This window comes from Paenibacillus sp. GQ49 (assembly GCF_059759055.1).
In genome coordinates this window covers 32285-55250 of sequence record NZ_JCAXEL010000032.1, presented here as the reverse complement: position 1 = coordinate 55250, position 22966 = coordinate 32285, and the positions used below count along the sequence as shown (strand labels likewise).

Here is a 22966-nt window from a genome sequence, read left to right as displayed (position 1 = left end):
TTAACGAAAAACATTCTGGTATGAAACTTGGCTAAAGATCAATGAAATCTACAGTACATAGTCTAATGAAATTCAACATGATCGCTTAAGAGCCAGTGAAGGTTGATTAATCATTTGGTGAGTAATATTTGGAGGTAATTGAATGACGATAATTTGTCTCGAAGGTGCCAGTTCTGTAGGTAAAAGTACCACTTGTCAGCAGTTCGCTACACAATATGATGCATTTATTGTTCCAGAAACAGGATTCCTTTTTGAAGCTCCTCAACTTGAAGGTAAGGAACTTATGATGTGGTTACTGGAGAGACAAATCGATAGATGGCATATAGCATATGAGAAGAATCAACAACATGAGTATGTGATTTTGGATGGCGATGTATTTAAGATTTGGTACAGCTGGATATATGGTTTTGAGCACTTATCTTTAGATGAAACAGCAAACTTCTTTAGAAAGAAATTATTGGAGAATGAAATATCATTACCTGATGCTTATGTACTATTCTGGGCTGAAGAAGATGAGCTGCGCAAGCGAAAGGAGATGGATCAGACACGATCCAGAAGAAATTTTGATAAACATCTGTGCATGATTGAACCTCAAATGAGATACTTCCATTATCTTAATGAACTGGTACCAGGATATGTGGGGATTCATAAAGCAGAGATTGTTGCAGATAATATACATCATATTGTAAAGCATTGCGAAACGTTACCACACATAAAAAAACGAGAGATCGAAATCTTTGATAGAGTAATTGATTTTTACAAGATTACTACTCCTTAAAATCAGTGTGACTTTTGATATCAAAATACCAAAGCTACTCTAGCTGTGTCTTGGATAACTGACCAAATACTGCGATCAAAGGAAAAGAAATATGCGAGGTGAGTTATGGGCGTAAGAAAAAAATATAAACGTAAAATCGTGCGCTCCAATCGATTGTTTTATTGGTATGTTGAACCGGATATTGACGATGAAGGGATAAGCAAATTACATATCGTTTCTGAGGATAAGAAGTTAATCGTCACTTATGAAGTGGGACAACACAGTATTAAGAACAAGCCCCCATTTATAGTCATCATCGGAGAAGCATTCGAAGGCTGGACCAAAGAATATATAGGATACAGAAGAGTATTAACACCGCAATGGAGCGATGAGATCATCACGCCAAAATGGATAGGTGAAATCATTGATTGGTGCCTCTTGAAAGATAAAGAAATAAACAGCGTTAATTGGAAAGGTGAAATTCTCCGACCTATCTCTTGAATGGAGTGTAATTGCATTTGAGAATAATTTAGATTCATGTGGACTCTTTTGAAAACGCATACGCGAAAACAAGAGATGTAATTAACATTTAATATAAAAGGAGAGAAGCTAATGCAGATGAATCGTGGATATCACACTGTAAACAAAGTAATCACTTGTGTTCTGACATTCATATTTATCATTATGGCAATAGCGGTACCTGCCCACGCTGAAGAGAAACAGGTGGAGACTACACCATCCAGGATTCCTTTATCCAAGTTAGAGGAAACGATTGATGCGTATGTTGCCTCGTATGAGAAGTATACCGCTGCCGTATCGGTTGTGGCTATTAAAGACGGTGAAACCATTGTGAATAAGGCATATGGTTACGCGGATATTGAGAATCAGCGAAAGGCGGATACCTCCACTGTGTTTGAATGGGCTTCAATCTCGAAACTGTTGGTCTATACGAGTGTGATGCAACTTGTCGAACAAGGAAAGCTTGATTTGGATACGGATATCCAAGAATATCTGCCAGAGGGATTTTTCAAAAAGCTGAAATACGATGATCCAATTACCCTAATGAACCTGATGCATCACAATGCGGGTTGGGAAGATCAAACAGCGGCCGAGGTGTTTTATTACTCCGAGGATGAAACGTTAGAATTAGGAGAAACGCTGCGTAGAAATGAGCCGAAACAGATCTATAAACCGAATAGCATAGTGGGTTATTCGAACTACGGTGTTGGTCTAGCCGGTTACATCGTGGAAGTGATAAGTGGCCAACCTTTTTATGAATATGTCAATCAACATATTTTTGAACCCCTTCATATGAACGACACTACGATTCATCCAACGGGGCAAGATCGTCCAGACATAGTGCAAAGAAGGAATGAGATTGAAGGGTATACGAAAGATTTGAAACTGATCCCTGAGAACAGAGTATACGTAACCTTTTATCCTACAGGGGCAGCCATGGGGACAGCAGAAGATTTAGGGAAATTCCTTGCAGCGCTGATGCCTGTCGATGATAGCAATGTATTATTTGCTAAGAGGGACACGTTAGACGAAATGTTGTCAACAAGTCTATATTATGACGGTACTTCTACTCCGCGATTTGCGCATGGGTTCGTTGAGATGGAATACTGGGTACCTACACTGTTGCACGAGGGGAATTTAAAAGGATTTTCAAGCAAAGTTGTCTTTGATCCAGAATCCAAATTTGGGATGGTGGTCATGACAAACCAGTCTTTTGAGGAAATTTATTATTATGGACTTATTAAAGAAATTTTCGGTGATAACGTCAATTCTAATATAATTACTTCGGAGGGAGGAGGATATTTTCAATCCGCACGACGGCCTGCCTCTAGATTTACCGATTTATTCAGGCAGCTTGATATAACAAAATTTTCAAAAGCTGAGTTAAGTAGTCTTTATAATGTGGTCGAGCATAATGGCGTTGTTGAGAAAATTTCCTTCACTCCTTACATGGATTACTTACCTGTATCGAATTTGAAGGTGAACTTGATTGTAATATCTTTTATTCCTGTCATACTAGCCATCCTTTTCAGTGTGACTGCTTTGCTCGTCTATTTTATCCGGATGCTACTTTACAAACTAAATAAACGAGGAAATCCTCGGATAGATTTTAATAAATATCATCTTGCAATTAATGTTGCAGGTGCGGTACTTCCTCTTAACCTTTTAATCATACACACGAGACTTCCAAATTATCCCGCTCATTCTTCGATACGGATCAATTTAATGTTTAACCTACTTTATGTGGTTCTAGCAGTCGCGTATCTTGGCTTGCTTATGTTCAAACTGCGGAAGAGCAGTTACAGCAAAAAGCAAAAGGTGATGTACATCATGTCTGGCATCTCGGCTTTCATCTTGGCTGCTTTTATTGTGGGATGGAATTTGTATGTTTAGAAGGGCAGAAGCTAAATGGATAACTTAAGCATATCGATAGATGCCATGGTTAGACTTCGTAATGCCGATCTCAGGGTAAAGATGTCAAAAGCGAGCTATTCATAGATCAGAGATAAGGTGGGCACAGAATGGAAGCTAAAATGCTGTTTGGCGTTGGCTTAGTCTTCGATACACCCGAATTCGGAACCATCGTTATGGGGGCCAATGAAGAGTTGGATGAACTACTTCCTTCAACAATCAAAGAGATGATCGGTGACCAGATTATCATCAAAAAAACGGATGGGGAAGAGCAAGTATTTGAAGTTGTTTCTACTCAAATTAACCATTCTATAGCTGGCAAGAAGAATATCGGTATATGTTTGGGAAAAGGGATCTCCCCAAACAAAATACCAGCTGGTTCAATCGTCTACTGTTATCCATCAGGACAAATTGATCAGTAGTGTATGCTTTGGTGAAGTTACATGGAGTAGAGGTTTGCTATTGAACTTGCTATGCTCATCTCTACTTTTACAACATCATAAATGTTCCGAAAGCATCGGAAGGTCATCTGATTCCCTATTTGGGATGTAGAGATCCTTCCTTTTTTATTTTTCAAAATTGCGGAGAAAGACGTAGACTCAAACAAAGGAGAGTTTCCTATGAACGATGATACTACAACCGAAGAGACGATCACCATAACAGTATATTCTTCCCAAGAAGCAGACCAAGCTTCCACAAGTGTTGTCCGAAAAGGAAGTTACTCGATTACTCAAATCCGTAACCAACCCTAAACATAAGGCTGTATTGTCTCTGACCTATTCTTCCGGGCTTCGTGTAGGTGAAGTTGTGCGTCTGCGTTGCAGCGATCTGGATATTGAAAGGAAAACACTCGTCGTGAGAGAGGGGGAGGGGCAAAAGGATCGGAGGACGCTTCTTTCAAGCCTCGCCTGGGATATGGTGCAGAAATACATAGCTGAATATAGACCCAATCGTTGCCTCTTTCCGGGGCAATCTTCTGATCGACATCTTACCGAGCGGAGCGTGCAGAAGGTTTTTGAAGAAGCCAGACAACGCGCAGGAATTATGAAAAAGGTAAGTATTCATGCGCTGAGGCATTCCTTTGCCACTCATTTGCTGGAAAACGGGACAGACCTGCGCTACATTCAGGAGTTACTTGGTCATACGAGTGCACGTACAACTCAGCGATATACGCATGTTAGTACGAAAAATATCCAGCGTATTCAAAGCCCGCTGGATCGGATGGATTTGGGAGATTGAGTACTATGCTACCCCTCCCTTTTTTTACGGAATTTTTCTTCGCAAATGTAACAATATGGGTTATCATATACGTAGTTCAGCTAATGGACAGGATGTGTGGTATTCACGAAGTACATAAATTAGATGTTATCTGAAAGATCGGCAAAAAACATTATAGAGATCATTATATCATTGACAGGAGAGTGTTTTTATGAGACGCCTGGTAATCATGACGGTTGGAAAAACGCATAGTGGAAAGACCACTTTCGCTAGAGAATTAGAATCTGTATTACAACAAGCCATTGTCATTGATCAGGATAATCATGCTGAATTTATTAATAGCCATTACAAGAAACTTCGCCCTATAGAGGGTCCTAACACTTTAAAGTTCTCTGTAACTAATGCGATTGTTAAGTATGCTATTGAGGAAAGCAATTTCCATATTATCTTGAGTAATTCAAATTTAAATAAATCTGGAAGAACAAATGTGCTCCGACACTTTCGGGACAAAGGATTTGAAAGCATTATAGTTTACTTTGATCTACCAACTGATTTACTGAAAGAACGTGTAATACAAAGTCAAAGAAGTAAAGCTATATTTAGAAGTGCTTCGAGCTTTTTGGAAGTATTGGAGAGACAAGAAAATTCGACAGAAATACAACCTAGTAAAGATGAAGCTAATTATCTATTTGACATTAAGGACCCCAATAATACCATGGATATTATTCAACAAATAAAAGTTATTAGTGAATTTAGATAATCCGAAGAAGGCCGATCCATCAGATAACAACGTATTCATGCTTCGAACCTGGCGGCTCTCGGTCCGGTAGGAGTGAATAAGCCAGGAAGCAAAATCACCCGGACACATCCATCTCCCTAAGATAAGAGCTATCTAAGGGAGATGGACGTCGTGAATACAAGAACGTTATAAGAAATTAGCGCGGAATTAAATCAAAAATGATAGGTAGGGAACTTTAATGGAACAGAAATCAACGCATAATGATGTTGAATTTGAATTATTTGAGAACGGCTTGAATTTTGTGGTTTCAGCACTAAAGCATTTAGATGAACCCATTAAAGCAACAGACTTGAAATATGCAATCCTGCATTTAAGTTCAGGGATTGAATTGATTCTAAAAGAGCGCTTGAGAAGAGAACACTGGACATTGTTATTTAGTAAAGTTGATAAAGCCAGTTTGCAAGATTATAAAAATGGCAAGTTTTTGAGCGCTACTTTTGATGATTGCATTAATAGATTAATTAATATTTGTGAAGTTGACATTAAGCAACAGGAACGAAAAATTTTAAATAGCCTTAGGGACAAGAGAAATAGGTTTGAGCATTTTGGTATTGTAGATAGCTCCGAAGCTTTAAAAGCTACAGTAGCAGAAGCAATAAATTTCTTGATTGATTTTGTGAATAATGAATTAAAAGATGAAATTGGTGAAGATGAAATGGCTGTTATTAGAGATGAAGCATTGAAATTTAAAGCATTTGTTGACACACGTTGGAAAATGATTGCTAATGACTTGGGACAAATGTCGCCTATTGTAACATGCCCTCGATGTTTACAAAATGCTGGATATGTCTCAGATGGATTTCATTGTTTGTTTTGTGGATATAAAAATGGCGATTCAGATTTGATTGCAAATGAGTACGTATCGGAAGTTTTACGAGAAAGCATGTACGAAGTTGTGACTCAAGGTGGAGAATGGCCGATTGATAGTTGTCCAAATTGCGGTTTAGAAACGTTGGTTAGAACAAAAGAAGAATACATTTGTTTTAACTGTGCGGAAGAATGGGAATTCGATGATATAGATTTATGTATGCGATGTGGAATTAATCTTGTTCAAGTAATTGAAGATAGAGTGTCTTTCTGCAGTACTTGTTTAGAAGACATACACAGTGAGTAGTTGAATCTTTTTGTTTAATCAGAGGAGACGCTAACATCTTATAACATAATATTCACGCTGCGGACATTCGTCCTTGGTCCGGCATACGCCTGACACCCAGCATGCGCTGGGTCGTGAATACAGGAACGTTATATGCAATCGACAAATCATACAGGAGTGATAGAAACATGGAGGAATTAAAAACATTCGAGGAATTAGTAGAGAACGATAAAACATATCTCTCTAACCTACTATTCGGAAATGGCTTTTCCATTAACTTCGGTAGTAGATTTATGTATAGCAATCTTTTTGAAGAAGCAAAAGAACTCTTCATAGATGAAGATATTAATTTATTTGGAGAACTAAATACGACAAATTTTGAGTATGCTCTTCGTGTTTTAGGTACTTCAATTAATACAAACAAAATATTTAATATAGATTTTGTAGGTGTTGCTGAAAGCTATGAGAGAATCAAAAGTGCATTAATAGAAACCGTACGAAAAGTACATCCTGAGCCGCAAGAACTTACTATAGATCAAGATAATGATCTTAAAACAACATTCAGGCTTTTTCAAGAGAAGGTCTTTACCAAGAATTATGATTTATTAGCCTATTGGGCATTGAATAAAGTTAATAAAGTTCGAGCAGTAGGAGACAGCTTTGGGTATGACAAAGACTCTGAAATGATAATTTTTGGTGCCGGGCCAGGAGTCTCGTCAGATAAAAACCCAGTAAGACTTTATTACCTTCATGGATCACTACATTTATATATGGATAAAGGGGAAATTATCAAAATAACTACTAAACGAAATCCAATTGGAAGAACTGATCTACCTTTACTAGATACAATTACGGAAACGTACGAGTCGGGGTACTTTCCTTTATACATATCAGAAGGCACTTGGAAGCAAAAGTTGAATAAGATTTTAAATAACAAATATTTAAGCTTTTGCTATAGTGCATTAATGAAGACGTCTAAAGCTTTAACCATATACGGACAGTCTCTTGATAAAGAGAGTGACAAACATATAATTGATGCGATCAAAAAATCGGATATTCAAAAAATTGCTTACGGTATATACGATGTGAGTAATAAAGAACGGATTATTCATGAGGTAATAGGAAATTTTCAAGGCACCTCAATTCAGGTGGATTTTTTTGACGCAAGGAGTTTTTTTGAATCATTAAAGAATATTGAAATGGAAGAATTATTTGAGTAGCTCTTTGAAGTGTCGACAACATATAACATAATATTCAAGCTACGTCTCCTTTTGAGCCTTGGTCTGCTCTGAATGAATCTCGGGGAGGCATTTCAGCAGACAACCCCTTCGGGGTTCGTGAATACAGGAACGTTATGTGAAATCAGCGCAAACTCTAAATGTTAAACTTCTTTTTTTGATATCGAACAGAATACAAAATACTTGATCGGTGGTGTTTGACAATGCAAGAACAGTCAAAACATTTAGTTGCTGTATCTGCATTTGTTCAGAATAAGATGGGGCATGTATTGATGGTTCGAACACATTTACGAGCTGATACTTGGGAATTGCCGGGAGGATTTGTTGATGCTGGGGAGTCATTAGAACTAGCGGTGTGTCGTGAATTCCTTGAAGAAACCGGAGTTGTCATCCGCCCCATCGGAGTGTCCGGCGTCTACTATAATGAAAGACTTCACGTATTGTCTGTGGTTTTTAATGCGGACTATGTGAGCGGTGAAATAACAATTCAACCCGAAGAGATACTAGATGCGAAGTTTTTACACTTGGATGAAACTACAATGGATGAATACATTAAACGGCCTCATTTAAAATCTCGCATTTTAGATACCCTACGTGTGCCACGCTCTGTCCCCTATGAGACGTGGAATTTGAATCCACCTGACTATAAGTTGTTGTCAAGAATAGACGGGGAACAGCAGAGCTCTAAAAGAGTATTTTTGCTCACGGGAAAGCCAAGAGCAGGGAAATCAACTTTGATAAAAAAACTTATAAATGAGATTGGATCAGAAACTTGGGGTGGATTTTACACTGAGGAAATAACTAATTCAATTAATGAGCGAATTGGTTTCAGATGCGTATCCGTTGATGGAGAGAGTGTGGAAATTGCGCATGTAGAGAGTCCCAGTCAAACTCGAATTGGAAGATACGGAATCGATATAGAAAAATTCGAAGAATTTGCTTTAAGAGTATTACAAGAGGCCATGACATTTAAAAAGATTGTTGTAATTGATGAAATTGGATTCATGCAGAATTTATCCTTATCTTTCCAAAGAAAAGTACAAGAAATCATTTATGATAATCGAATTGTTTTAGGGACAGTTCCGCTAGATAGTCATCCGGGAATTGACAAAATCAAATATAACAAGGAAGTACAGCTAGTAAGTATTAATGAATCTACACGTGATATGATAACAGAATTATTAGTGAAGGATATTTTGAAAGCTTTAGATTCAAATACATTGTAAGGATCTCGAAGAAGGTGCTGACATCCTATAACAACATATTCACGCATCTGGCATTCGCCCTTGGTCCGGCACGAAGTTAGATGAGGATTCGGAGTGGCATTTCAGTTTTCGAGGAAGCAGATTCAGCCGGACACATCCGCACCGAATAACCGCATCGCGGCCGCTCCCGTTGGTCGCTTAAGTCGGTGGGACGTCGTGGATACAGTAACGTTATGAGAAAGTGATGTAGACATTGTATGGAGGGAGATTATTCTAGATGATTCGAAATACAGTAAGAGCATTGATTATCAAGAATGACAATCTTCTATTAATAAAGAAAAGGAGAGCAACTATAGGTATTTATTATGTACTGCCTGGAGGAGCTCAAGAAGAGAACGAAACATTGGAACAGGCTTTAAGTCGCGAGTGTATGGAAGAACTGGGTATTGAAATATTGAGTAGTAGGTTAGTTTGTGTAAGAGAATACATGTCGCGCAATCATGAATACTCCTTCATAATGAAGGAAGTTCATTCTATTGATTTTATTTATGAGTGTAGTACTCAATTCCTAAATAATGAATTAAGAAGCCTACAAGCTGATGTTGGACAGGTTGGGATTGAATGGTTACCCATTAATGAAATTAAGAGGACAGTGTATAGGCTAGAAGAATCTTTAGAACATTATAAATTTCCTGGAACAACCAATGAATTCTTTAAAGAATATTTTTCGGATCAAGTAATAAAACCATATTCTAGCGTAATATTTGAAAGTAGTCTATAGAAGACATCACCATCTCATAACACCATATTCACGCATCGGACATTTGCCCTCGGTCGCCAGGAGGGATTTCGGGGAAGCTGAATCAGGCAGACAACTCTGTACTGGCTAAGTCCGTCTGATCCGCGCTTACGCGCTTAAGCCAGTGAGGGTTCGTGAATACACAACGTATGTGAAATGCCGGAAATCACTTATTTAAGAGGGGGAAGCTATGCAGCAAGTGGATGTAACCAAAACCCTTGAAGACCTAGAAGACGAAAAGTGGGATAAACCGAATTTTGCTTCTCGATTAGTTCTCCGAGCAAATGAATTAAGAAAGAAACCTCTCTGTGAATTGAATAATGAGGATTTAAGGCTTTTGATCGGGCAACAAATGAGTCTAGATCTTCTTTTACCTCTAGTCTTGGAGAAATTAGTGGAGAACCCATTAAGATCAGGAGATTTGTACATGGGGGATTTATTTTGTTCGGTGCTCAAGGTAGGGAAAAAATATTGGGAAGAACATAGAGAACTGAAGAACGAATTAGATGAAGTAATTAGAACATATGAAGAGGCGAGAAAGACATTAGAAGAGTACATAAATAAATACAGAAGTGATCCTATTTAAGGGTATTCAAGGAGGCTAAGTACTTTAGTTAACATTATTTATATTCATGCATCGGTCATACGCCCTTGGTCCGACAGTTGCCGGCCACCCAGCATAAGCTGGGTAGTGAATACAGAATCGTTAGGTGAAAACCTGCTAGACATATAAATTGAGGAGATTCCAAGATGGAAAGAACGAATGTAAAAGTAGAATTCAGTATATTTGGAGATCAATTTGACCTCAATATAATTACAAATACATTGTTAATTCCTCCCACAAGAGCTTGGCTCAAAGGTGATCCTATACAGAGAGATCTATTTCGTAAGGAAACGTGTTGGGAGCTAGCTACAGAGTACGAAGAATCTTTGGATATCAATGATCAGATCGATAAGGTTAAAATTCTAATTCAGGATCGAAAAGATCAAGTTGTAAAATTAATTAGGCAGTACAATCTCGAATGTAAGTTTGAAGTCGTAATTAATATAGAGAATAATGAAAAGCCAGCAATGTATTTAAACAAAGATACCATAAAGTTCATTTATGATTTAGGGGCGGAAATTGATATTGACTTATACATTTATAGCTAAGAATTGATGATAGAAGACTGAAGAAGAGCAGGACAGCGCCTAACATAATATTCACGCTGCGGGCAGTCGCCTGACACCTAGCAAACGCTGGGTTGTGAATATAGTAAACGAGAAAGTTGAATGATTTAGATTCATGTGGACTCTTTTGAAAACGCATACGTGAAAACAAGAGATGAAATTAACATTTCATATAAAAGGAGAGAAGCTAATGCAGATGAATCGTGGACATCACACGGTAAACAAAGTAATCGCTTGTGTTCTGTCATTCATATTTATCATTATGGCAATAGTGGTACCTGCCCACGCTGAAGAGAAACAGGTTGAGACTACACCATCCAGGATTCCTTTATCCAATTTAGAGGAGACGATTGATGCTTATGTAGCCTCGTATGAGAAGTATACCGCTGCCGTTTCGGTTGTAGCTATCAAAGATGGTGAAACCATTGTGAATAAGGCATATGGTTACGCAGATATTGAGAATCAGCGAAAGGCAGATACCTCTACAGTTTTTGAATGGGCTTCCATCTCGAAACTGTTGGTCTATACGAGTGTGATGCAGCTTGTCGAACAAGGAAAGCTTGATTTGGAGACGGATATCCAAGAATATCTGCCAGAGGGATTCTTCAAAAAGCTGAAATACGATGATCCAATTACCCTATTGAACCTGATGCATCACAATGCGGGTTGGGAAGATCAAACAGCGGCTGAGGTGTTATATTACTCTGAGAATGAAACGTTAGAATTAGGAGAAACGCTGCGTAAAAATGAGCCGAAACAGATATATAAACCCAATAATATAGTAGGTTATTCAAACTATGGCGTTGGTTTAGCCGCGTACATCGTGGAATTACAAAGTGGCCAACCTTTTTATGAGTATGTCAATCAACATATATTTAAACCGCTTCATATGAATGACACCTCGATTCATCCAACGGGGCAAGATCATCCAGACCTAGTACAAAGAAGGAATGAGATTGAAGGGTATACGAAAGATTTGAAACTGATCCCTGAGAACAGAGGATACGTAACCTTTTATCCTGCCGGGGCAGCGATTGGGACAGCAGAAGATTTAGGGAAATTCCTTGCAGCGTTGATGCCAGTAGATGATAGCAATGTATTATTTAAGAACAGGGATACGTTAAACGAAATGTTGTCAACAAGTCTATATTATGAAGGTACTTCTACTCCGCGATTTGCGCATGGGTTCGTTGAGATGGAATACTGGGTGCCTACACTGATGCACGAAGGGAATTTGAAAGCATTCTCCAGCAAAGTTGTCTTTGATCCCGAATCTAAATTTGGGGTGGTGGTCATGACAAATCAGTCTTTTGAAGAAGTTTATGGTTATGGACTTATTAAAGAAATTTTCGGTGATAACGTCAATTCTAATATAGTTACTGCGGAGGGGGGAGGATATTTTCAATCCGCACGACGGGCAGCTGCTAGATTTACTAATTTATTTACTGCCCTTGATATAAAGAAATTCACAAAAGCTGAGTTAAGTAGTTCTTATCATGTTGTCGAGCATAATGGTGTTGTTGAGAAAATTTCCGTCACCCCTTATATTGACTATTTGCCTGTATCGAATTTAAAGGTGAAGTTGATTTATATCTCGTATATTCCTGTTGTGCTTGCCATCATTTTCAGTTTAATTGCTTTGATCGGTTATTTAATCCGGATGCTTCTTAAGAAACTACATAAACGAGGGAATCCTCCAACCAGTTTTGATAAATATCATCTTGCAATTAACTTTGCAGGTGTGGCACTCCTTCTTAATCTTTTCATCCTACAAACGAAGTTGAGGTTTCCGAATTATCCTGCTTATTCTTCGTTACGGATCAATTTGATGTTTAACCTACTATATGTTGTTCTAGCAGTGGCGTATCTTGGCTTGCTTATTTACAAACTGCGGAAGAGCAGTTACAGCAAAAAGCAAAAGGTGATGTACATCATGTCTGGCATCTCGGCGTTCATCTTGGCTGCTTTTGTTGTGGGATGGAATTTGTATGTTTAGAAGATTAAACGCTGAATATAGATATTCAAAGCATTGCAATGACTCGCGGATGACTTCTATACATCATTGATATTATAAGTGGGGAAAATTATTATAAAGAGTAAAGGCAGCAGTTCTTTATGTGGGACTGCTGTCTTTGTGTTAGTATGCCCTTTGGCAACTTGTGCCTCGGCATATTGAAGGGAGATCAGGATTATCCTATTTTTTTGTCTCTCAAAATAAATAATTTAATAGAACTGTAAATGACCACTAGAATATTTAATAATAATAGACCTACATATCCATCCGTTAATTTTGTTCGTTCAATCCACTTGTTCACTAACTCTCCAGAGAGAGCTTGTTTTCCTAAATATTTATCTATATCATTCGGATGGATTTCATCCATATATATAAGTGGAAACTCCATGCTGTTGGAGGAAGCAGCTAGCGGCGGATAGAACTCTACCCATTTCTGATCTGCCCATCGATCATACTTATAATGAAAGTCTGCGCTGGACTCAAGATTGTCCCACCTCACTAAACCCAATATGAGTAAAATACAAAGTGTAACGACGCTAAATAATAACATTTTGTTATTCAAATAAACACCATCCTTATGTTGTACTACTGACAATACCGCTTCATGAGAACAACTTGATCATCCGTTATATTTTATCAGCATTTTCCGTTATCTGTAAGTAGATTGTTTCATTCCGTATGAATGGTGCACGATCAATTCAGCGATATACGCATGTTAGTACGAAAAATATTCAGCGTATTCAAAAGCTCATTGAATCGTATGGATATGGGAAATTGAAAGGACTAATAAATCTCCCTTTTTCGCCAATTTTTTCTTCGCAAATATCACGGCATAGGTTATCATATACGTAGTTCATATCTCTGGCAGGATGTGAGGTGTTTACGAAATACATAGATTAGATGTTATGTGAAATATCAGTAGAGAGTGGGTGTAATACATGTCTAATGGATATGTTTATGTACTTATAAATGAGAGTTTCAATGGTTTAATTAAAATTGGAAAGACTTCATTAAGTTCTAGTGAAAGGGCAAAGCAACTATCCAGCAATACTGGAATACCTACTCCTTTTAAAGTTGCATATGAAGTTTTTGCTATTGATTGTGATAGATTGGAAAAAGCAGTACATAATGAATTGAACGATTTTAGAGTGAATGCTAATAGAGAGTTTTTTAATTATCCACTTCATAAGGCGGTTGAATTAATTCAAAAGTTCGCTGAGAGAAAAACGGAATTTGATAGTTTTGAAGCGATAGAAATTTTGCCTAGGATGAAAGAACTGTTTGGAGAGTACATAAATCCTTCTGTTTCTTCTGTTAGGATTTATCAATTTAGCGACAGAGTCTATTTAGAAGTTACACAAGATCACTATATAGCTGATTACTTAAAGGACCAATTAATTAGAAGAACCGACTTAGGCTTTATAACTGATGGACCATATGAAGACGATAAATTATTCAAACCGGAAAGATCTATCAATTATAATGCTGAAGTTTTTCTATCTTCAGGTTTTAATACAATGGCTGTATGCAGTGATGATTTATTTACAGCAGAAGGAATAAATAAAAGGTACAACAAAGAATGAAAAGTTATGAAAGGATTTTTTAAGGAATTCGATGAAGACTGATACATCACATAACATCATATTCAAGCAGCGGCTCCTTTGGAGCCTTGGTCTGCGGATGAATTTCGGGAGGAATTTCAGCAGACAACCCCTGTGGGGTTCATGAATACAGAAAATGTTATGTGAAATATCAGGAGAGAGTAGGTGTAATATATGTCTAATGGGTATGTTTATGTACTTATAAACGAAAGTTTCAATGGATTAATTAAAATTGGAAAGACTTCATTAAGCTCCAGTGAAAGGGCAAAGCAGCTATCCAGCAACACTGGAATACCTACTCCTTTTAAAGTTGCTTATGAAGTTTTTGTTACTGACTGTGATAGATTGGAAAAAGCTGTACATAATGGATTGAACGATTTTAGAGTGAATGCTAATAGAGAGTTTTTTAATTATCCACTTCATAAGGCGGTTGAATTGATTCAAAAATTCGCTAAGAGAAAAACGGAATTTGATAGTTTTGAAGCAATAGAAATCTTGCCTAAGATGAGAGAGTTATTTGGAGAGTATATAAATTCTTTTGTTTCTTCTGTCAGAATCTATCAAATTAGCGACAGGGTCTATTTAGAAGTTACACAAGATCACTATATAGGCGGCTACTTAAAGGACCAATTAATTAGAAGAACTGACTTAGGCTTTATAACTGATGAACCATATGAAGATGATAAATTATTCAAACCGGAAAGATCGATTAATGATAATGCTGAAGTCTTTCTATCTTCAGGTTTTACTACAATGGCTGTATGCAGTGATGATTTATTTACAGCAGAAGGAATAAATAAAATGTACAACAAAGAATAAAAAGAGCAAAATAATTTTTTGAGGAATTCGGTGAAGACGGATACATCACATAACATAATATTCACGCTGCGGACATTCGTCCTCTGTCCGGCATTCGCCGGGGAGTGAATACGGGAACGTTATAAGAAATGGGACACGGATAAAAAAAATGAAAAAAGGAGCGTTGTAAGAATGAGAGAAGAGCTTCTGAGTTTAATTACTGTTTTTAGTTCTGGTTTAACAATTTCTGAAGGAAATCAGTACATTCCTAAAATAAGAGATTATTTTATTGAGTACATTATGCAGAGTAAATCTGGTTCCTCACTCGAGGATGTGTTAAAGTACGAAATCACAAAAAAAGATTTGATTAATTCGACGATTTACTATATTCAAAAGAACGATAATGTCAGAAGTAAATCTGCAATTGACGATTATTTAATCGCAATAAATAGATTCTTTTCCGAGACGATTTTTCACAAGTATCCTAATCAAAACTTGATTACAATTAGACCTTTTACAACGTTAAGCAAAGAAGTAGAACAAGGATTGATTGAACAAGAACAACTAATCAATCTTGAAGAAAGACAAACCTTTCCTCCAATTAATGAGGATCAATATAAATTCATTTTGAATCACATTAAGGAAGATCACAAGGCATCTTTCAAAGAAAAGCAAATTCATATAATAATTAAGCTCGCATTATTATTCGGATTTAGTCCTGAGCGTATTATAAATTTGAAGAGAAGTAATTACTATCATGAGGAGCGTGTACTGGAAATAATTTATTCTAAAAATCCATATAGAAGTCTGAAGCTGGACATACCTTACAAAATACATATAGAGATTACAGAATATTTGAAGAGTGATCTACATGGAAAATTAGAGCATAACAGTTTTTTTGTAAACAGAAATGGAGGACCAATAAAGCATGATTTTCCTGCAGGTTATCTAAAATCACTAAAAGAACAGTATTTTATTTTATATCCTAACGAAGGTGAATTAAGAAATCCATTTACGCCAACAGGATTAGCGAAATATGCAATTATTAAAATGATTTTAAATGGTATCAATCCATCTGTAATATCTGATTTAACTGGATATATGAACGATGTGATTTCAGACTGCCAAGACAAAGTAAATGAAATGAAGGCATTGAATAGAAATAGATACATAAATCACATGATTAGAGGAATACAAACCTATGAAGAGATTTAATCATTTGTGTGTAACTTAATGTAGGCCCAACATCTTATAACAATATATTCAAGCAGCGGCTCCTCGCGCAGCCTTGGTCTGTTGGATGAATTTCGGAGGGGCATTTAAGCAGACACATCCGATTTTGTCGGACGTCGTGAATACGGAAATGTTAAGCTGGAAGGGAAGGTAATCATGAAAGATATTTTCACAGAAGATAATATCAAATGGTTTATTGGAATCACAATACCTGTGATTGTTACAGTATCTGGTTGGATATATGTTTATAAGCTCGGGCAGAAAAACATTAAAAGAGATAAACAAATAACAACTTATATAAATACATTTAATTTCATGAAAGATCCAATAAACGATGTAATTCAAAAATATTCAAAACTATCTACATATTTATTCTTGACTTATACACGAATACAGCAGTTAAACAAAGATAATTTGCTATTAGAATCAGACAAAAAATTTCTTTTAGAATCGTTCAATACAAAGGAATTTGAAACATTAAAGAATGATGCAAGTGAAGCTTTTCTCAAGTTTACATATGCTTGGGAGCAATATGAAATTGTATTACTTCCTCTTGTTGAACAAAGACATGCACTACAAGATGAATTTCAAGAACTAATTCAAATTTCTAGTAACGCACATACAGAATATTTCACATATCTTTATCGCATGAATCAAGGAATAGAGGTCGTGGAAAAGTCAAAGGAACCTCTAATTAAAATTCTTCAAGAGTACCATGATAAGAGTTTAGATTTTTTCGCATGTATTAGGGATGTGAATTTAAACCTACAAAACTTTATTTTTAAAGACTTATTAGGACAAACAGTTGAAAAGAGAACAGTGACTGACTCCAGATACTTAACGATAGATACATTAATGACAAAGCATAACAAATCGTAGGTTGTTCGAGAAGAAGTGTCTTTCAGATAACAACATATCCAAGTATTGGGCATTCACTCCTCGTTCCGGCAGTCGGCGGGCACCCAGCATGGTGCAATCCAAGAAATAGATTTGTCGGAATATGAGTAAGCAGCTGGGTAAAGCGAATTTTAGCTGTAATATATAAAAAACAATAGTATAAGGAGACGTCAAGAAGTAATTCTGTTGTGTAACACAGCATTCAAGCTGCGACTCCTCACGGAGCCAAGGTCTGCGGGATGGATTTCAGAAAGGCAATTCGGCAGATACACCCAGTAATAAACTTGGCGTCATGAATATAGGAACGCTGTGAGAAAAGTCCAAACAAAAGGAGAAAAATAAATGAGTCAATCTAGTTCACAGAGGCTGTTATTAGAATTAAGACTTTACGATAACGCAGTAGATTTCTTAAACAGAAGTATAAATTCGTATTTAGTAGCAATTGAAGATGAAGATTATTTGGAATACAAATATGCAATTTTATTTTTAGCTACAGGAACTGAACTAATATTAAAGAGTCTTTTAGAGGACATACATCCTTTGTTCATTAAAGAGAACTTAGATAGAGACGAAAAAACTGTTTCGGCAGAAAATCTTGTTTCAAGAATTAATAAGGTATTCTCTTATGAAGCTACAAAGCGAACAATTTCAAATCACGATAGAGAAAACTTTGAAGCTATTAGAACCCTTCGAAATAATATTATACATAAAGAAGTGAAATTTGATGAAGGGATAAATCCAAAGAAACTATTTGCTGAAACACTATATTCTTTAGATCGAGTTGTTAAAGAGTTTAAAGAAAAGACATTATCATTAGTCCTTGAAAATTGGTCTTTAGTTGTGAATGTGGACGAAATCAAGAAAACTTATTATAGGCATGCAAAAGGAATTAAAATAGGATCAATTGCCTTGCCATGTGCATTATGTTCAATTGAGAAACTTGTGAGGGACGAAGAAGGTTTGAGGTGCCTTCACTGCGGACAAAAGTATAATACTATTTTTGAAGCAGTTCATACAATCGATGATGAAGATTTGAAAGAGAATTTATTCTTAGCCTTTGTGAATGAAAAGGAAAAAGAAAATTGTAACTTTTGTGATTGTCCTGAATGTGATACTACTGATTATGCATGGTATGATACTAAATCAAATGCTCTGGTGTGTTTTAAATGTGGTAATTTACAAAGTACGGAATGTTCGAAATGCTCTTGTAATTCAGTTATAGAGACTACTTATGACTATGGGAGTGGTATAGTGGAGCACGCCGAATACTGTGTGAATTGTAATGAGTATCTACATTCAGAAACATGTCCTGGTTGTTATAAAGATGATTATAGGCTGGAAATGAATATTACTATAGATGTTAGAAACAATAAGGTTTTCAGAGAATATTTCCCTGAACTAACCTCTAAGAAAGAGTCTGCATTTATTATTACTGATCTTTGCCCTGAGTGCTATAGAATGTCACTGCAATTAGAAGAAGAAGAGATTATCAATTTGGTTTGACCTAAGGTATATCCGATGAAGGCATGTTAACTTTCAAAACTTGAAATTAAAGAGGAGTAACACAATGCATAAATTTAGAAATAGCAATGATAGAAGTCTAAAAAATCAGTATGCTGACAAGTTAGAAAAACATAACGTTGATATCATAGCTAATATAAGAATGTCTTTTGATTCAACAGTAGAGTATATAAGGAAGTTGGCACAAAATATTGATGACGTTTCAAATTATAAAATGTTTATTTTATGTGTGAATAATGCATTAGAATTGCTCTTTAAATTTATGGTATTTAATAGAAATGAATTTCTACTTTATTCTAGTGATAATAGAGAGAATGTCTATAAAAAATATAAGCAAGCTAAACGAGGAGGGTATTCAAACCTAGAGAATTTTTTTGAAGCTGAACCGTTAGAGAATACATTGCACACAATAAGCTTTATCGAAGCATGCAAAATCTTGAACTATGTTTATCAAATTGAAGACTTTGACGAATTATTTCATGAAAGATGTTTAGAATTAGCAAAGGCCAGAAATAGTTTAACTCATTATTCTGCAATTATAAGAAAAGTTGATATTATTTCCTTTTGTGAAATGTTCCGCACTTCTGTCGAGTGGTTTAATCAAGATATAAAAGAATATTATATTGAAAAGACTTTGCCAATTATTTTAGGAGAGAAGCAACGAGAGGATTATTTGTATGATATCGATGGTTTTGAATTATGGTCGAAAATTTATACAATAAAAAATAACTTGATAGAGCAAGAAATTTTTGAAGATGACATGTGCAAGGAAATAATGGGATTTATAATTGATAATAGTTTTACGGATTTATTGTGTGTCAATTCAAGAGATTACAATAAAATCGAAGAATTATTTTTCAAGGAAAATAAAAAAAAGAAAAAAGAACTTGGAATTTATTTTTACCAAAGATATCACATGATGCACCTCGCGGATATGATAATCAATCGAGGTGTAAAAGTTGATTCGCATGATGATGCACCGGAAGTAATGGAGAGATTAGACTTAAGTGATATTACTTACGATATTATAAAAAAAAAGTGGAACAGCGAAGAAATTAAAGTGAACTTGAATATTTCGAGTGATATTTATAATCTCTATGAAAATGATTACGGGTACGAAGAAGAATATTAATTAACTATATTAAAAAAACTAGAGGTAAGAAAGGTGATTGCAAAATCAACCAAAAAGTTAGAAGTATCATTCAAGAATATCGTTATATATTGTGTAGAGCGATCTCATCAGACGGAAAAAAACAACTGGTTCAATCGTCTACTGGTATCAATCCGAAATGATCTGTAGTTTAAGCTTTCATAAAGTTAAATGGAGTGGAAGTTTGCTTGTAAATAGGCTGTGTTCAGCCCTACTTCAGGAACAGCATATATGTTTTATAAGCATCGGAAGATAGTCGAATTTGCTGTTTTTTAGTAAGTGTCTCACTTCATACTAAAATTTTTAATGTTCTTAGATCTAGATTTTTATTTTGTATTTAAGAACTAATAAATTTAATATGTAACAGTTAACTGCTTAGCTTATAGAATGATTTAATACAAAAGGTCTCAGTACCAGGACGAAAAGCAAATAAGTCACCGCTCATGTTTGCTGACGGTGACTTATTTGCTTTTTAGAGATTCGCGATATCTATTACATGTAATTTATATTTATGCATTTAATATATATGGTAATCCTATAGTGCTATCTAGGTTATAACAATCAGTAAAGATAGAGGTATAATCAATTTCGACCTCTGTAAGTTCCACTTGATCGAAGTCAGAACGTGTAACTAATGTGTGATTAAATTTAGAATAAGCGAGGGATGATTCATTGAAAATGCAATTTGTAATATCTGAGTCAGAAAAATCCGATCCTTCAATATCACATTGAATAAATTGGACATTGATTAATTTGCTATTACGGAATACCGAATCAGTTAGAGTACAATTTTGGAATTTTAAATTTTTCAAAGTCGCACTGTGGAAACTAACCCCTAATAAATTTCCTTTTTTAATTGAGCCATTTTCAAAAATAGCTCCACTAAGGTCTATCCCAGTAAAATCATCTATCTGGTTAATGAGATGTGTAATGTTTTCACCAAGCTTAGAATACAGTGAAACAATATTCTTTTTACATGTCAAATCCATAATGCTCAGGTTTATAGTTTTTAATATAGTCGCAATGGTATCTTTGTTGAATCTGTTTACTTCCACAAGATCTCTAATGAAAAAGCCTACTTCATTTGTTAAAAGAGTTTTACCTAAAACTTTTTTTATTTTATTACCGAATTGTTTATCTGTTACTTTTAAAGTCATTAGTTCGCTTAAAATGTATTGAGCAGTAAAGTACTCCATAAAAGATTTGTGAATAAACTTATAACCTTTATTATCATCGTTATGTAAAAAGGAGCAACTCTTTATATCATGACTGAAATGATCTACGTCGTCATAATCAGTAATATTAAAATATTCTTTTACTTCATTTGGGATCTGATTGTACGTTATAGATAGAGTGTTTTTATTAAACATTTTCCAAGATAGTTGTTTGGAAAATAGCATTTTTTGTTCAGATCTTATGAGGGTTTTACCTTTTGCATCCTCTCTTTCCAACCAAAAACCAGTATACTTTTCATATAGTAATGCAGCATTAATTTTTGTTCCTTCTTCAATCACAAGTTGTGGTATTGTCTCAACTATTACATTAAGTAGTACTGGACGTTTAGCTAGATCTGAAAGATCATGAATGCTATTCATTACAAAAATAAAATCATCAACATTATAGCCCTTTGACTTCAATACTGATCGGTAAGTTTGAATGTAGTCATAGATTTGATCTTCATTAAGCTGTTCAATTTCAACTTCTACAAAATCAACTGTGGATAAATTAGGCTCAAAATGTAACGGAGTAGATTTGAATATTTTTTCGAATTCTTCTCTGTGATTAAAGAAGTTTTTCCGACAGGTTACAATTATTTTAGAATTATAATCTGCGAATTTTGATATTTCCGCGAAAACTTTATATTTAGTAGCATAATCAACTCTTCTCGCTATTTCATCAAAACCATCAAATATTAGAACAATGTATCCCATTTGTAATAGTTCGATAAAGGTTTCAAAGTTACCATTTGGTATCTTCCATTTATTCACAAGAAAGCTTGTTATTAAATCTTGAAGGCTAACTGCTCTTTCGTAATCTCTAAGTTGAATAAGAATAGGAATCGGGGAGTCTTTGCCTTCTAATTTTTCATTTGCTAATCTATAACATAAATTAGTGCAGAATGAGGTTTTTCCGGTTCCATAATCACCTAAAATTACTAATGCAGAGTCATCGCTGCGTAAAAATGAATCCACCTCTTCTAACATCGTATTTTCTTTAATTGAATTTAGACTGATGAAATGGTCTTTAAGGTGACTACTTTCATACATTTTAATTGTAGATCTTAAATATGGTGTGAAGTCCATTAAATTTCTTATTAATTCAATTTCAGTAAATAATTCCATAGATAAAGACATGGCAGTTTCATAGGCTTGGGGAGCAAACTGAGCGTTTGTGATAATATAGGCTTTATCGATGTTCCCGTACTTTGCCTCTTTATGAAAAATTTCTTTAGACCCGTAAAACTTTCTTACATCCTCGCTATCCACTTTATGAGTTTCATCAAACTTAAATTTGCATTCAATTAAGATGTTTATGCTAGTTATTCCTATTTTAATTTGAGCTAATATATCATTTTGTGTTCCTGATAGTGAGATATTATTTATAACTTTGTATCCCTGAATTTCAAATAACCTAGAAATTTGATTTTCAAAACTTTTACCGGCACAATTTTTACAGTATGTACTTTTACTTAGATCAAAAGATAGGTTCTCACATATTCCTTCTTTATTTCCAAACCCTTTACAGACCGTCATAAAAATCCCTCCTTAAAATGATAAGAAAATACTAAAAATAATAACATGAAGTGTACTAAATACAAACAAAACCTAAAAGTTAATTTCTAAAAAAAATTGAAAATTAAGGTGTTTAAAACTTGCAATGAATAAAGAATGGCTTATGGTAACATTCAATTATATCTATGAAGAAAGTATTCCATAAGATACCCCAGAAGTCCTCAAGGTCTAATTCTTGAAATTATTACGTCAAATTTCAAACCAAGACATCATTACGGCATTACTGGATAATTATTTTTTAGCTTAATTCG

At 35.3% G+C, this 22966-nt stretch carries 23 protein-coding genes and 1 pseudogene; 22 read left to right on the top strand and 2 right to left on the bottom strand.

Features of this window, described 5'->3' with window-relative positions; translation table 11 throughout:
• The first annotated feature begins 142 nt into the window (after window positions 1-142).
• The 16 genes and pseudogenes from AC6CIF_RS30975 to AC6CIF_RS30900 all read left to right on the top strand — a co-directional run bounded on the left by AC6CIF_RS30975 (window position 143) and on the right by AC6CIF_RS30900 (window position 12705).
• Window positions 143-778, top strand: coding sequence for a chloramphenicol acetyltransferase (locus AC6CIF_RS30975; RefSeq protein WP_498202662.1), 636 nt, complete (start codon window positions 143-145; stop codon window positions 776-778).
• Between the two features lie 105 nt (window positions 779-883).
• On the top strand, window positions 884-1258 hold the full coding sequence (locus AC6CIF_RS30970; protein ID WP_498202661.1) for a hypothetical protein: 375 nt from the start codon (window positions 884-886) through the stop codon (window positions 1256-1258).
• Window positions 1259-1369: 111 nt separating this feature from the next.
• Entirely contained in the window at window positions 1370-3169 is a 1800-nt protein-coding gene (locus AC6CIF_RS30965; RefSeq protein ID WP_498202660.1) for a serine hydrolase domain-containing protein, read from the top strand.
• Between the two features lie 128 nt (window positions 3170-3297).
• A complete protein-coding gene (locus AC6CIF_RS30960; RefSeq protein WP_498202659.1) occupies window positions 3298-3609 on the top strand; it encodes a hypothetical protein in 312 nt (103 codons plus the stop codon).
• Between the two features lie 198 nt (window positions 3610-3807).
• Window positions 3808-3939, top strand: coding sequence for a hypothetical protein (locus tag AC6CIF_RS30955; protein ID WP_283945719.1), 132 nt, complete (start codon window positions 3808-3810; stop codon window positions 3937-3939).
• The gene (locus AC6CIF_RS30950) at window positions 3887-4426 is read left to right on the top strand and encodes a tyrosine-type recombinase/integrase (protein WP_498202658.1); all 540 of its coding nucleotides are present in this window, start codon (window positions 3887-3889) and stop codon (window positions 4424-4426) included. Before AC6CIF_RS30955 ends, AC6CIF_RS30950 begins: the two co-directional genes overlap by 53 nt.
• 190 nt (window positions 4427-4616) lie before the next feature.
• Entirely contained in the window at window positions 4617-5165 is a 549-nt protein-coding gene (locus AC6CIF_RS30945) for an ATP-binding protein (RefSeq protein WP_498202657.1), read from the top strand.
• Window positions 5166-5382: 217 nt separating this feature from the next.
• Window positions 5383-6318 (top strand): hypothetical protein, encoded by a 936-nt coding sequence (locus AC6CIF_RS30940; protein WP_498202656.1) that lies wholly within the window; start codon window positions 5383-5385, stop codon window positions 6316-6318.
• A gap of 167 nt (window positions 6319-6485) precedes the next feature.
• Entirely contained in the window at window positions 6486-7517 is a 1032-nt protein-coding gene (locus tag AC6CIF_RS30935) for a DUF4917 family protein (RefSeq protein WP_498202655.1), read from the top strand.
• 221 nt (window positions 7518-7738) lie between these two features.
• A pseudogene (locus AC6CIF_RS30930) lies at window positions 7739-8200 on the top strand (NUDIX hydrolase); the annotation flags it as partial.
• Window positions 8186-8761, top strand: coding sequence for a nucleoside-triphosphatase (locus AC6CIF_RS30925; RefSeq protein WP_249911840.1), 576 nt, complete (start codon window positions 8186-8188; stop codon window positions 8759-8761). The pseudogene AC6CIF_RS30930 and the gene AC6CIF_RS30925, both read left to right, overlap by 15 nt.
• 93 nt (window positions 8762-8854) lie before the next feature.
• Window positions 8855-8977: a hypothetical protein gene (locus AC6CIF_RS30920; protein WP_498202654.1), complete on the top strand. Its 123-nt coding sequence runs from the start codon at window positions 8855-8857 to the stop codon at window positions 8975-8977.
• Window positions 8978-9017: 40 nt separating this feature from the next.
• Window positions 9018-9521, top strand: a complete 504-nt coding sequence (locus tag AC6CIF_RS30915; RefSeq protein WP_498202653.1) for an NUDIX domain-containing protein — start codon at window positions 9018-9020, stop codon at window positions 9519-9521.
• Window positions 9522-9729: 208 nt separating this feature from the next.
• The gene (locus tag AC6CIF_RS30910; protein WP_498202652.1) at window positions 9730-10125 is read left to right on the top strand and encodes a contact-dependent growth inhibition system immunity protein; all 396 of its coding nucleotides are present in this window, start codon (window positions 9730-9732) and stop codon (window positions 10123-10125) included.
• 164 nt (window positions 10126-10289) lie between these two features.
• Entirely contained in the window at window positions 10290-10691 is a 402-nt protein-coding gene (locus AC6CIF_RS30905) for a DUF4279 domain-containing protein (RefSeq protein ID WP_498202651.1), read from the top strand.
• A 208-nt stretch (window positions 10692-10899) separates the two neighbouring features.
• The gene (locus AC6CIF_RS30900) at window positions 10900-12705 is read left to right on the top strand and encodes a serine hydrolase domain-containing protein (RefSeq protein WP_498202650.1); all 1806 of its coding nucleotides are present in this window, start codon (window positions 10900-10902) and stop codon (window positions 12703-12705) included.
• Between the two features lie 193 nt (window positions 12706-12898).
• Here AC6CIF_RS30900 and AC6CIF_RS30895 read toward each other — a convergent pair whose 3' ends face one another.
• On the bottom strand, window positions 12899-13285 hold the full coding sequence (locus AC6CIF_RS30895) for a hypothetical protein (protein WP_498202649.1): 387 nt from the start codon (window positions 13283-13285) through the stop codon (window positions 12899-12901).
• A 376-nt stretch (window positions 13286-13661) separates the two neighbouring features.
• On the opposite strand from AC6CIF_RS30895, the gene AC6CIF_RS30890 reads away from it, so the two are divergent.
• From AC6CIF_RS30890 to AC6CIF_RS30865, 6 genes are all read left to right on the top strand, one after another.
• The gene (locus tag AC6CIF_RS30890; RefSeq protein ID WP_498202648.1) at window positions 13662-14306 is read left to right on the top strand and encodes a GIY-YIG nuclease family protein; all 645 of its coding nucleotides are present in this window, start codon (window positions 13662-13664) and stop codon (window positions 14304-14306) included.
• A gap of 192 nt (window positions 14307-14498) precedes the next feature.
• Window positions 14499-15143 (top strand): GIY-YIG nuclease family protein, encoded by a 645-nt coding sequence (locus tag AC6CIF_RS30885; protein ID WP_498202647.1) that lies wholly within the window; start codon window positions 14499-14501, stop codon window positions 15141-15143.
• A gap of 171 nt (window positions 15144-15314) precedes the next feature.
• Window positions 15315-16337 carry a site-specific integrase gene (locus AC6CIF_RS30880; RefSeq protein ID WP_498202646.1) on the top strand — a complete coding sequence of 341 codons (1023 nt, stop codon included), beginning with the start codon at window positions 15315-15317 and terminating at the stop codon, window positions 16335-16337.
• Window positions 16338-16511: 174 nt separating this feature from the next.
• Window positions 16512-17234, top strand: a complete 723-nt coding sequence (locus tag AC6CIF_RS30875) for a hypothetical protein (protein ID WP_498202645.1) — start codon at window positions 16512-16514, stop codon at window positions 17232-17234.
• 360 nt (window positions 17235-17594) lie between these two features.
• A complete protein-coding gene (locus tag AC6CIF_RS30870) occupies window positions 17595-18755 on the top strand; it encodes a hypothetical protein (protein ID WP_498202644.1) in 1161 nt (386 codons plus the stop codon).
• Window positions 18756-18819: 64 nt separating this feature from the next.
• The gene (locus tag AC6CIF_RS30865; protein ID WP_498202643.1) at window positions 18820-19905 is read left to right on the top strand and encodes a hypothetical protein; all 1086 of its coding nucleotides are present in this window, start codon (window positions 18820-18822) and stop codon (window positions 19903-19905) included.
• A gap of 527 nt (window positions 19906-20432) precedes the next feature.
• Here AC6CIF_RS30865 and AC6CIF_RS30860 read toward each other — a convergent pair.
• Entirely contained in the window at window positions 20433-22676 is a 2244-nt protein-coding gene (locus AC6CIF_RS30860) for a restriction endonuclease (protein WP_498202642.1), read from the bottom strand.
• Window positions 22677-22966: the final 290 nt, after the last annotated feature.